This window comes from Gordonia caeni, assembly GCF_039537105.1.
GTDB lineage: Bacteria > Actinomycetota > Actinomycetes > Mycobacteriales > Mycobacteriaceae > Gordonia > Gordonia caeni.
This window is the reverse complement of record NZ_BAAAZW010000018.1, coordinates 1-13,838: the sequence shown is the minus strand read 5'-3', so window position 1 is coordinate 13,838 and position 13,838 is coordinate 1. Positions and strand designations below refer to the sequence as shown.

Below are 13,838 nucleotides of genomic sequence, written 5' to 3'. Positions count from 1 at the left end.
CGTGGATCCTCGCCCGGACCGGATACCACTGTCATTCGCACAACAACGCATGTGGCTGCTGAACCAACTCGACAGCGTGTCCGCCGTCTACAACATTCCAATTGTGCTGCGGCTATCCGGTCCGGTTGATGTGGATGCCCTGCATGCGGCAATCGTGGATGTAGTGACCAGGCATGAGGCCTTGCGTACGACGTTCCCGGCCGAGGGCGGGGTGCCACACCAGAAGATTCTGCGACCATCGGCTGTGGCAGCACGGCTTGACTGGAGTGTCGTTGATTCTGAGTCGGACATGGCGGATGCCGTCCTCCGCGGTTTCGATGTGACCAAGCAACTGCCGATCAGGGTCCGGATCTGGGAGAGTGCACCGGAGGAGTTTGTACTCGCAGTAGTTGCTCATCACATTGCCTTCGACGGTGAATCGATGAGTCCGTTCGTCACCGATCTTGTTACCGCCTACTTCGCCGAGGCTGACGAGCAAGATCCTGAGTTTGCCGAATTACCAGTGCAATTCGCGGACTACGCGATATGGCAGCACGAAGTACTCGGAGCTCCGGATCGGTCGGAAACAGTGCTGGGACGTCAACTCGCTTACTGGCGCGCGCGACTCTCTGGCGTGCCGGACCTGGTGGAGCTGCCGTCTGATCGGCCGCGGCCTGTCGTTGCTACGCACCGCGGCGCGCTTGTGCGGTTTCAGATCCCAGAAGCACTCGGCGAGGGGATCGATTCACTCGCCGCGAGCACCGGGACCACTCCCTTCATGGTCGTGCACGCCGCCCTTGCCTCACTTGTGGCGCGGATGAGCGCACAAGAGGATATTGCAATCGGGACTCCGATCGCGGGACGCGGTCAGGAAGTCCTTGACGGGCTGATTGGAATGTTCGTCAACACGCTCGTTCTGCGGACCGATGTCGACGGTGGTATGCCCTTCGCTGAACTACTGGCCACTGTGAAGACGGTCGATCTCGAAGCCTATGCGAACGCGGATATCCCGTTCGAGAGCGTCGTCGAGGCGACCGGGCAGACCTCGAGCGCTTCATATTCGCCATTCACCCAAGTGTGGTTGACCTTTGACCAATCCGCGGTGCCGGAGCTTGCCGGACAAGTGCTGGCCGGCGGAGACGTTGCGGGCATTACGGTTTCTGCCGAATCGCAGGAGCACATGCCTGCGAAGGTGGATCTGTTGGTGGGAGTCAGCCGTGCCGCCGACGGGCCCTGGAGCGGGGCCATGGTCTATGCCACCGACCTGTTCGACGAGTCCACGGTGCTCGGTTTCAGTGCTCATCTCCTGGCGATTCTGGAGCAAGCGATCGCCGATTCGTCCACTCCGATTGGAGACATCGTTTTGCCGACTGTTCCCGTCGCCGTGCCTGCCGCGCAGCCTGCTGGGAAGACGCCTGCGGCGCGAGTGATCCCCGATTCGGATGCCATCCTCGCCAGCGGTGCCGGCGCTGATCCGGTGCTGCTGCCTGAAATGCTTGCCGCTGCGGCTAAGAAGTGGGGGCCGAGACAGGCTGTCATCGACTCCGATGGTGCGTTCCTCACCTATGCGCAGCTTGATGCACGTTCGAATCAACTTGCGCGATGGCTTATCGACCGCGGAGTCGGGCCGGAGTCGTTGGTGGCGCTGGCAATCGGACGTTCGTTGGATCTTCTTATCGCGATCTGGGCCGTCGCCAAGACGGGCGGTGGGTACGTACCGATCGATCCGACCTATCCGGCTGGTCGAGTCTCCGACATGGTTGAGGACTCGGCAGCGGTTCTCGGACTCGGTGTCGCTGGGTCGGGCGATCTGCCAGAGCACGGCTTCGACTGGCTACGTCTCGATGGCGATGTCGTCGCCGCCGAGATCGCGGCCTACGGTGACGATTCGATTGACTCCCAGGAAGTCCTGGCGCCAATCAGGATCGAGAACACGGCGTACGTGATCTATACATCCGGCTCCACTGGTCGGCCGAAGGGTGTTTCCGTTACGCACGCGGGACTGGCCAATTTCGCAGCCGAGGAAGTGCGCAGGTCCGGCGCCGACGAGTATTCGCGGGTGCTGGGCTTCGCCTCACCGAGTTTTGACGCATCAGTACTCGAGTACATGCTTGCGGCCGCTTCAGGGGGCGTGCTGATCTTCCGTCCCGATGGCGCTGTCGGTGGTGAACCGTTGCAGACCTTCATCGTGCAGCATGCGATCACACATACTTTCCTCACGCCGACGGTCTTGGCGACGCTCGAACCCTCCGCACTTCCCGCCCTGCGGGTGGTTTACGTGGGTGGGGAGGCGGTGCCCCAGCCGCTCAAGGACGCGTGGGCCCCGTTCCGGAGGATTCAGAACCTCTACGGGCCGACGGAGACCACGATCGGTGTCGCGATCAGTGAGCCCATGCAGATCGGCGATCCGGTCCTCCTCGGCGGTCCGATAGCTGGTGTCGGCTTCTGCGTACTCGACGGTCGTCTCAAGCCGGTGCCGATCGGGGTCGCGGGCGAACTCTATCTGTGTGGCGACGCGCTGTCGCGGGGCTACCTCGCGCGACCGGGCCTCACCGCGACGAGGTTCGTCGCCAACCCTTACGGAATCCCTGGAGATCGGTTGTACCGCACCGGCGATCTGGTTCGGTGGCGGAGGGGCGATGGCGGTGAACCGACCGTCGAGTATGTCGGTCGCGGCGATGACCAGGTGAAGCTGCGTGGGCTGCGAATCGAACTCGGGGAGATCGAATCCGTTCTGGCTGATCACCCCGGTGTCACGGGTGCTGTCGTGATCGGTGTCGGCGGCTCGGAGATCTCCGCATTGGCCGGATACGTGGTGTGCAAGGGCGATCCTGTCGACATGGCCGAGTTGCGCCAGTTCATTGCCGAGCGGCTGCCGTCGCATATGGTGCCGGCCTCTTTGATGAGCATCGACCGGCTTCCGATGACGCCGGTGGGCAAACTCGACAAGTCCGCGCTGCCTGAGCCGGTCATTGTCGCTGGTGAATATGTTGAGCCGGCGACAGATGAAGAGCGAGTTGTCGCTGATGCGTTCGCCGAGGTTCTCGGCGTCGAGCAGGTCTCTGTTACCGACAGCTTCTTCGATCTCGGCGGTACTTCGCTGTCCGCGATGCGTGTCGTCGGGAGAGTCGCGCAGAGCCTGAATGCCGAAGTCACCATCCAGGATGTGTTCACCGCTCCTAGCGTTCGGGAACTGGTGGTCGCGGCCTCCGGCCGTAGCAGGGCGTTGCCTCCGATCGTGGCTCAGACACCGCGACCGGAACTGATTCCGTTGTCTTTCGCTCAGCAGCGAATGTGGTTCATCAACAGATTCGATCCTGGAACCTCGAACTACAACATCCCCTTCGCGCTCTCGTTGACTGGAGTCCTCGACGTCGGTGCCCTTCGATCCGCACTAGTCGACGTGGTTTCGCGGCACGAGGTGCTGCGAACCACGTATCCGGCGATTGATGGCGTGCCTCATCAGCTGGTTCACCCTGCGACGTCCGTTCCCGATCGCCTGGACTGGCGCAGTGTCGATGACGAAGCTGAACTCGAGCGGGAGCTTCTCGCCGGATTCGACGTGACCAGCGATCAGCCTGTCCGGGTACGCATTCTCGAGTTGGGGCAAGACGAGTGGGTGCTGGCGTTGGTCGCCCACCACATCGCAGTGGACGGAGAATCGCTGGAGCCGCTCGCCGAAGACCTGTTGGTCGCGTACGCGGCTCGTGCTGCAGACGCGGGGCCTGAACTCGAGCCCCTGGACATCCAGTTCGCCGATTTCGCGATTTGGCAGCACGATGTGCTGGGCGCGCCGGACGACGCTGAATCAGTGATGGGTACGCAACTGGCGTATTGGCGCGAGCACCTTGCGGGCCTTCCCGACGTGATCACCTTGCCGACAGATCATCCGCGCCCGCCTGTTGCAAGTGGCGCTGGCGCCTCCGTGTCCACCCAGATCTCGCCCGAGGTCAGTGACCGGATCCGTCAGGTGGCAGCAGACAACGACGCGACCCCCTTCATCATCCTGCACGCTGCGCTGGTCACACTCTTGGCGAGGCTCTCCGCAAGTGACGACATCGCCGTGACAACGCCCTTTGCGGGCCGTGGTCAGGCCGCTCTCGAGCGACTGATCGGTATGTTTGTCAACACTCTCGTGCTGCGCGCCCGGGTGGACAACGGAGAGTCGTTCGTCCAGTTGATTGAGCAACTCAAGGAAGTCGATTTCGCGGGGTTCGGTCACGCAGATGTGCCCTTCGAGACGATCGTTGAGGAGTTGAATCCTGTTCGTTCGGAGGCCTTTGCTCCGCTCGCCCAGGTCATGCTTTCGGTGGATCCGGCGGCGTCGGCACGCCGCCGGAGGATTGATTTCGGAGAGCTTGCGGGGGAATTCCTCGACAGCGACCGGGTCGTGGCCCAGCGCGATCTGACCTTCGTCGTGACGACGGCCGAAGCGGGCGAGTCGTGGCAGATCCGGCTCGAGTACGCGACCGATCTCTTCCAGGAAGCATCTGCAGAACGTCTGATTCAGTGGTTCGTGGCCCTGCTCGCCGGCCTCACCGCAGAGCCCAGCCGCTCGATTGGTGATATCGGGATGCCCGGTCAAGATTCTGCACAGGCGACTGAGCAAGGGCCGCAGGTCGACCTTCCCCCGGTGGTGTCCATCGGAGAAGCAGTGGCGGATCAGATCGTCAGGACGCCAGACGCTGTGGCGCTGATTTCCGGTGAGCGTGCGGTCACCTACGGGGAGTTCGGCGCTCGGGTTAATGTCCTCGCCAGGAAGCTCCTCTCGATGGGGCTCGAGGCAGAGTCCGCGGTGGCGATCGCTATGCCACGGTCGGTGGAGATGCTGATCGCCGTTCACGCGATCGTCACCGCAGGCGGCCAGTACGTGCCGATCGATCTGGAAACCCCGAGCGATCGTGCGGAGTACATGCTGGTGACTTCTGGAGCACGGATGCTGCTGGTGGCTGACCGTGACGCCGCTGGTTCCGCACTGGGGGCCGCGGAGGACGCTGCGATCGAGATCGTAGAGGTGGACGCCTCGGGCTGGATCGATGCGTCCTCGTCTCACGCGAAACCGTTGACCGACGCCGATCGCCGAGGCCCGGTGCACTCGGCGTCCGCCGTGTACACCCTGTTCACCTCGGGCTCCACGGGAATGCCGAAGGGCGTCACCTTGAGCCACGAAGCGGTGCTGAACCGCCTGTGGTGGGGACTCGACGAACTGCCGATTGGCAGTTCGGATGTGGTTCTGCAGAAGACGCCGTACACCTTCGACTGCTCGGTACCGGAGCTGTTTGCGCCCCTCATGGCGGGAGCGGCAATGGTGGTGCTCAGGGATGGCGGGCACTTGGAGCCGACGCATGTGGCTGACGAGATCGCTCGCACCGGCGTGACGATGGTGCATTTCGTACCGTCTATGCTGTCGGTATTCGTCGATGTTGTCCCATTGGAGACGCTGCAGCGCCTTGACTCCGTGCGGATAATCTCGACCACCGGCGAGGCGTTGCCCCCGGCCGTGGCCTCTCAAACACGGGAAGTCTGGCCCGAGGCGCTCTTCTACAACCTCTACGGTCCTACTGAAGCAGCGGTAGAGATCACCTATCAGTCGATAGGGGAGGTCACCGCCGATGATCCGACAGTGCCGATCGGCACACCGATATGGCACTCTTCAGCGCTGGTACTGGATTCGCGACTTCACCGGGTCCCACCGGGCGTGCCGGGCGAGCTGTATCTGGGCGGTGTGCAGTTGGCGCGCGGCTATGCGGCACGCGCGGACCTGACTGCGGAGCGATTCATCGCTGATCCGTTCGGTGCGCCAGGTGCGCGGTTGTATCGAACGGGAGACCTCGTGCGCAGGCTGCCGGACGGTGGACTCGACTACCTGGGGCGTACCGACTTCCAGGTCAAGCTGCGGGGCCAGCGGATCGAGTTGGGCGAGATCGAAGCCGTGCTCGCCGGCGCACCGGGGGTGGTGCATACCGCGGTCACGGTGGCACAGTCGCCTGACGGTGGCGAGCACTTGGTCGCCTACCTTGCGGCGGGGCCAGGGGAGACACTCGACCTCAGCGCAGTCACGGAATCAGCGACGAACGCGCTTCCCCGATACATGGTGCCGACAGTGTGGATGCTGGTCGACGATATCGCGCTGAACACAGCGGGCAAGATCGATCGTAAAGCGCTGCCGGAACCGGAGTTCGGGGTGTTGGAGGTCGAGTGGTCCGCGCCGGACGGAGAAGCTGAGGAGAAGGTCGCAGCGATCTTCGCCGAGATACTCGATGTCGAGAACGTGAGCGCAACTCAATCGTTCTTCGATGTCGGCGGCAACTCACTGTCGGCGATGCGTGTGGTGGCCAGGGTCGGCGACTCGCTAGGTGTCGACCTGACGGTGCGGGACCTGTTCGAGGCTCCGACGATTCGTGAGCTGGCCTCCGTGTCGACCCATCGAGCTCCTGCGCTCGCGCCGGTGACCCGTGTCGTGCCTCGGCCCGATCGTGTTCCGTTGTCGTTCGCCCAGCAGCGAATGTGGTTCATCAACCGCCTCCATCCGACCCTGCCGACCTACAACATTCCGGCGGCGTTCCGCCTGCGCGGGACGGTAGACGAAGGTCTTCTGCTTGCCGCATTGCGTGATGTTCTTGCTCGGCACGAAGTGCTGCGCACTGTGTTCCCCGCGGATGACGGTGTGCCGTTCCAGTCAGTGGCCGCAACCGACGAGCTCGGTTCTCTGTTGGATTGGCGGGTAGTCGACTCCGTGTCCGAGCTGGCCACGGATCTGGGGCTGGGCTTCGATGTGACTGCAGAGCTGCCGGTACGCGGCCGAGTTCTCCGCGACGGTGAAGATTCTTTGATCGTTGGCCTGGTCGCTCACCACATCGCGTTCGACGGCCAATCCTTCGGTCCGATGATCGCTGATTTCCTGGCCGCGTATGCCGCCAGGACGCGCGGGACGGCGCCACAGTATGAGCCGCTGCCGGTTCAGTACGCCGACTACTCGATCTGGCAGCACGAGGTGCTGGGGTCTCCGCAGGACGATTCGTCGGTGATGGGCAAGCAGCTTGCGTTCTGGAAGCGGGAACTGGCGGGTGTGCCGGACGTGATCGGTCTGCCTACTGATCATCCGAGGCCACGTGTGTTCTCCCATCAGGGCGATGTCGTGCACTTCACGATTCCTGCGGATCTGGGTGCGCAGATAGATGCGTTTGCTGCGAGGCAAGGTACGACTCGATTCATGGTGTTGCATGCGGTGTTCGCAGTGACACTCGCGCGGCTGTCCGACACTCAGGACATCGTGGTCGGTACTCCGATCGATAACCGTGGCCGAAACGGTCTCGACGCCATGGTCGGGATGTTCGTCAACACGCTCGTGTTGCGAAGCTGGGTTGATCCGGCCGAGCCGTTCGCCGCGTTTGCAGCGCGCAGTCGGGCAGCAGATCTGGACGCATTCGCCCATGCTGATGTGCCCTTCGAATCGATCGTCGACGCGATCGACCCTGTCCGTAGCGAGGCATTCTCCCCGCTCGTTCAGGTGATCTTCTCGGTGGACCCGATGAGCACGCCAACGGACGCGTCGATCGACGACTTGAAGGTCGAGGCGGTGGACCCGCCAGACGTGCCGGCCCAGCTGGATTTGAACCTGACGATTTCCACTGGAGACGGCTCCGGAGGCTGGTCGGGGCACCTTACCTATGCGACCGCTCTGTACGACCGCTCGTCGATCGAGTGGTTCAGTAGCTTCTTTGTGCGGACCGCTACCGCGTTGCTCGGGTCTCCGGGGATACCGGTCGGAGACTTGGCACTCGCCACCGATGCGGAGAGAGCCAGGGTCCTGAAGAGGTCAGTGGGGCCTGTGGCGACCGTTCCGGAAACCACGATCGCCGAAGCGGTCGCCGCGCAGGTCGAAGCTCGTCCGACAGCAGTCGCCCTCATCGCCGGTCAACGAGAGATCGGGTACGCCGAGTTCGGCGCACGAGTCGGCGAGCTGGCCCGTGTGCTGATCGCCTCCGGGGTCGGCCCCGAGGTGGCGGTTGGCCTGGTGATGGACCGCAGTATCGAGATGGTGGTAGCGGTGCACGCGGTGCTGGCCGCCGGCGGCCAGTACGTCCCCATCGGAATGGACTACCCGGCCGAGCGTGCGCAGTTCGTCGCGTCGGCCGGCGATGTCCGGATCGTTGTGACCCGTGCGGGTGCGGAGCCACCGACATTCGTTCACGAGCTGCAGATTCCCGTGATAGAGGCCGACTGCTCGGCGCAACTCCCGCCGAATGCTAAGCCGTTGAACGCATCAGAGCGGCCGGCCGCGCTGGTTTCCGCTAATGCGGCGTACACGTTGTTCACTTCGGGCTCAACAGGGAAACCGAAGGGAGTGACTGTCTCTCACGGTGCTGTCCACAACTTCGTGACATGGCTTGACGAAGAAGTGCCGTCGGGCGCCCATAGGTTGCTGTTCAAGACTCCGTACACGTTCGATGCATCGGTCTTGGAACTCTTCTGGCCGCTGGCAGCGGGTCACACGATGGTGATCGCAGATGCGCAGGGGCATAGGGATCCGAAGTATCTGTCTGATCTGATCGCGAGTTCGGGCGTCACGGTCGTTCAGTTCGTACCTTCACTCCTGGCCGCCTTCCTCGACGTCGTCGACGATGTGGCGCTCCTTCCGGGGTTGCGAGCACTCTTCTCAGGCGGAGAAGCACTGCCGCCGGCGGTTGCCCGGGAGTTTCGATCCAGGGTGCCGCAGGCCCGGATCATGAATCTGTTCGGCCCGACTGAGGCCGCGGTGTACACGACGGCGGCTGACCTCGCCGACATCGGTGACGTGGTGCCGATCGGTACCCCAATGCTCAACACTTCGGCGTTCATTCTGGATACGCGACTTCATCCGGTCCCGGACGGTGTGGTCGGAGAACTGTATCTGGGCGGTGTGCAGGCAGCGCGCGGTTACGCGGCTCGTGTCGACCTGACGGCAGAACGTTTCGTGGCGGACCCATTCGGGGCTCCAGGATCACGACTGTATCGAACCGGGGATCTGGTGCGCCGCAGCAGGTCTGGAAGTATTCACTACCTGGGTCGGGCAGATTTTCAGGTGAAGTTGCGGGGGCAGCGACTGGAACTCGGAGAGGTCGAGGCGCTGATCGCCGCAGCACCGGGGGTGGTCCACGCAGTTGTACGCGTGGTAAGTGGGCCGGCTGGAGACCAGTTGGTCGGTTACGTTGCTCCGAAATCGGTGAACACCGACTCGGTCGCTGCAGAACTCGATGCGCGGCTGCCCGGCTTCATGGTGCCTACCTCGTGGGTCGCGCTCGATGAGATGCCGTTGAACAGTGCCGGGAAGGTTGATCGGCGGGCTTTGCCGGATCCGGTGTTCGAGGCCGGTGATCACAGTGTCGCGACCAGCGAGGCTGAGGTGGTTGTTGCGGGGGTTTTTGCTGAGTTGCTTGGTGTGGAGCGGGTGTCGGTGACGGCGTCGTTCTTTGAGTTGGGTGGGAATTCGTTGTCGGCGATGCGGTTGGTGTCTCGGGTGTCTGAGGTGCTGGGTGTTGAGTTGTCGGTGCGGGATGTGTTTGATGCGCCGTCGGTGCGGGGGTTGGTGGGTGTGTCTGTGGGGCGTGGTGTGGGGTTGCCTCCGGTGGTTGCGGTGGTGCCGCGTCCGGTGCGGGTGCCGTTGTCGTTTGCGCAGGCGCGGATGTGGTTTATCAATCAGTTGGATCCGTCGTTGCCGACGTACAACATTCCTGCGGTGTTGCGGTTGACTGGTCGGCTTGATGTGGCGGCGTTGCGTGCTGCGTTTGTGGATGTGGTTGTGCGGCATGAGGTGTTGCGGACGGTGTTCCCGGCGGTTGATGGTGTGCCGTTCCAGGAGATTGCTTCGGTGGATGAGGTCGATGGTCGTCTGGATTGGGCTGTGGTGGGGTCGCGGGCGGAGTTGGAGGCTGCGGTTTCTGCTGGGTTTGATGTGACTTCTGATTGGCCGTTGCGGGTGCGGTTGTGGCGTGTTGGTGAGGGCGAGTTCGTTCTTGCTGTGGTGGCGCATCATATTGCGGCTGATGGTGAGTCGATGCGGCCGTTGGTGGCTGATGTGGTGGGGGCGTATGCGGTGCGGGCTGCTGGTGGGGTTCCGGTGGTGGCGCCGTTGTCGGTGCAGTTTGCTGATTTTGCGGTGTGGCAGCACGAGGTGTTGGGGTCGCCGGCTGATGGGGAGTCGGTTGTTGGTGGTCAGTTGGGGTATTGGCGGGAGCAGTTGGTGGGTGCGCCTGAGGTGTTGGCGTTGCCGGCTGATCGGCCGCGGCCGCGGGTTGCTTCGCATCGGGGGGCGAAGGTGGATGTGGTGGTGCCGGTGGAGTTGGGTGATCGGGTGTTGGGGGTGGCTCGGTCTGTGGGGGTGACGCCGTTCATGGTGGTGCATGCGGGTTTGGCGGTGTTGTTGGGTCGGTTGGCTGCTACTGGTGATGTGTGTGTGGCTACTCCGATTGCTGGTCGTGGGCAGGCGGTGTTGGAGCCGTTGGTGGGGATGTTTGTCAATACGTTGGTGTTGCGGACGCGGGTGGATGCGTCGATGTCGTTTGTGGAGGTGCTTGAGGGGGTTCGGCGGACTGATTTGGATGCGTTCGCTCATGCTGATGCGCCGTTTGAGGCGGTGGTTGAGGCGGTTGATCCGGTGCGTAGTGAGGCGTTTTCGCCGTTGGCGCAGGTGATGTTGGCGGTGGTTGAGGGGCGTGAGGTTGATCCGGGTGTTGAGGTGGGTGATTTGCGGGTTGAGCCGGTGGAGGCTTCGTGGGTTCCTGCGCAGTATGACTTGACGGTTAATTTGTCGATTGATGCTGGTCGGGATTGGCCGTTGTCGTTGGTGTTCGCTACTGATTTGTTTGATGTGTCGACGGTGGAGGGTTTTGCTGAGCGGTTTGTGGGTGTTCTTGATCAGTTGACTGCTGATCCGTCGGTGGCGGTCGGTGATGTTGGTGTGTTGTTGCGGCGGGATCGGGAGTTGTTGGCGGCTTTGCCGTTGCCGGTGGTTTCTGCTCGGGGGCGGGGGTCGTTGGTGGAGATGTTCGCTGACTCGGTGGCTGCTCATGCTGATGCGGTGGCGGTGTCTGCGGGTGGGGCGTCGTTGACGTATGTGGAGTTGGATCGGCGTTCGGATGCGGTGGCGGCGGGACTTGTGGCTGCTGGGGTGTGTGCTGGTGATCTGGTGGGGGTGGCGTTGGCGCGGTCGGTGGATTTGGTCGCGGCGATTGTGGGTGTGCTCAAGGTGGGGGCGGGGTATCTGCCGCTGGATGTGACTAATCCGGTTGATCGGTTGGCGTACATCGTCAGGGATGCGGGAGTGGGGGTGGCTCTGGCGGATTCGTCGACTGTTGGTCACGAGTTGTGGTCGGTGGTCGATGGGGAGGTGGAGGTCCTCGATGTCGATGTGGTTGGGCAGTGGCAGTCGGGTGGTTTTGTTGGGGGTGTGGTGCCGGTATCGGCGCGGGCGTATGTGATCTATACGTCGGGGTCGACGGGGCGTCCGAAGGGGGTGGAGGTCACCCATGCCGAGGTGGGGGCGTTGCTGAGTTCGGCGGCTGGTGATTTCGAGTTCCGTTCCGATGATGTGTGGACGATGTTCCATTCGTATGCGTTCGATTTCTCGGTGTGGGAACTGTGGGGTCCGTTGTTGTCGGGGGCCCGGTTGGTGGTCGTCGATCGTGATCTGGCGCGGGATATGGATGGTTTCGTCTCGTTGTTGGAGTCCGAGGGGGTGACGTTCCTGAACTTGACGCCGTCGGCGTTCTATCAGTTGATCGATGCGCGGCGTCGGCGCCCGGAGGTGGGGTTGGGGCTGCGGTATGTGGTCTTCGGTGGTGAGGAGTTGGCTTTCGAGCAGGTGCGGCGCTGGTTTGAGGACAATCCCGGTGACGGTGCTCAGTTGGTGAATATGTACGGCATCACTGAGACCACAGTGCATGTCAGTTTCCGGCCGATCGAGCGTTCTGATGTGGCCGATGCGGCTGGTGTGGAGCGGTCGTTGATTGGTCGGCCGTTGAGTTCATTGGCGATTCATGTGCTCGATGACCGGTTGCAGCCGGTGCCCGAAGGGGTGGTCGGGGAGATGTATGTGGCCGGTGCTCAGTTGGCTCAGGGGTACTTGGGGCAGCCGGGGCTTACCGCGTCACGGTTTGTTGCCGATCGGTTCGGTGGTCGGGGTGAACGGCTTTATCGGACAGGTGATTTGGCTCGCCGTGTCGGTGATGACATCGAGTATCTCGGTCGTGCTGATGGGCAGGTCCAGTTGCGGGGCTTCCGGATCGAGTACGGCGAGGTCGAGGAGGCCTTGGTCGGGGTTTCGGGGGTGGTGGCAGCAGCTGTCCGGGTGGTCGGTGACCTCGACCGTGGTGATCTTCTGATCGGTTATGTGGTGGCCGAGGCCGGGGTTGAGATCGATCCGCAGCAGGTGCGTGAGCAGGCCGGGGTGCAGGTGCCCCGGTACATGGTTCCGGACCTGGTGATGGTCGTCGATCAGCTTCCGCTCACGGCCAACGGCAAACTCGATCGTGCGGCGTTGCCGGCGCCGGTGTTCGTCGCCGCCGAGTTCGTCGAGCCCGACAGTGAGGCCGAGCGTGTGGTCGCCGCGGTGTTCGCCGGGGTACTCGGGGTCGATCGGGTATCGGTGACTGAGTCGTTCTTCGATGCCGGTGGTAACTCGTTGTCGGCGATGCGGTTGGTCGCCCGGGTCGGTGAGGCCCTGGATGTGGAAGTGAGCGTGCGTGATGTGTTCGATGCGCCCTCGGTGCGTGACCTCGCCGCTGCGGTGATCGGCCGGGCCCGCGCGTTGCCGCCGATCACCGCCGTGGACCCTCGCCCGGACCGGATACCACTGTCATTCGCACAACAACGCATGTGGTTCATCAACCAGTTTGATCCGGAGCTGGCCACATACAACATCCCGGTCGCCCTGCGGCTCGTCGGAGATCTCGACGTGTCGAAGCTCCGAGAAGCAGTGGCCGATGTCATCGGACGGCACGAAGTTCTGCGAACCACCTACCCGACTTTCGAAGGGGTCCCGGTCCAGTCGATCGACAGGACTGAGGCGATCACCGAAAACTTCGCCTCGGGAGGTGTGTGGGAGGTTGTGGCGACGGAGGCCGAATTGATGGCCTCCGCCGTCAAGGGGTTCGACGTCACGGAGCAGTGGCCGCTCCGCGTTCGCTTGCTTCCCGTGTCTACGGGTGAGCACCTCCTGGTGGTCACCGTGCATCACATCGCTGCCGACGGCGAGTCGCTGGCGCCCCTGCTTGCCGACATGGTCACCGCGTACAGCGCGCGGATCGCCGGCACGTCGCCCCAGTTCCTGCCGCTGGCGGTGCAGGTCGCCGATGTCGCGATCTGGCAGAGCGATGTGCTCGGCTCGGTTGAGGACCCAGACAGCGTCATCGGCCGTCAGCTCGACTATTGGCGAGCACGACTCAGCGGGGCACCCGACCTCCTGGAACTGCCGACAGACAGGCCACGTCCCGCCCGTCCTTCGCATCGCGGGGTCTCCGTCTCGTTCCCGGTACCCGCGGCAATCGTGGATCAGATTCGCTCGGTGGCGCAGCAGCACGGAGCCACTCCCTTCATCGTTCTGCACGCAGCATTCGCAGTGCTTCTCGGGAGACTGTCTGCCACGGACGACATAGTGATCGGATCGCCGATTGCCGGTCGAGGTCAGGAGGCTCTGGACCGATTAGTCGGCATGTTCGCCAACACCCTGACGCTCCGTACTCGGATCGAGGTGAACGAGTCGTTCTCGGAACTGCTCGATAGGGTTCGCGACGAGGATCTCTCGGCCTTCGAGCACTCGGATATTCCGTTCGAGGCGCTCGTTGAGGCCGTGGATCCGGTGCGGAGTGAGGCGTTCTCGC

1 protein-coding gene is annotated in these 13,838 nt (G+C 63.1%); it reads left to right on the top strand.

Annotated features, from left to right (window positions below):
- Window positions 1-49: 49 nt before the first annotated feature.
- On the top strand, window positions 50-13,838 hold a 13,789-nt coding region (locus tag ABD732_RS18405), incomplete at its 3' end, for an amino acid adenylation domain-containing protein (RefSeq protein WP_344786239.1).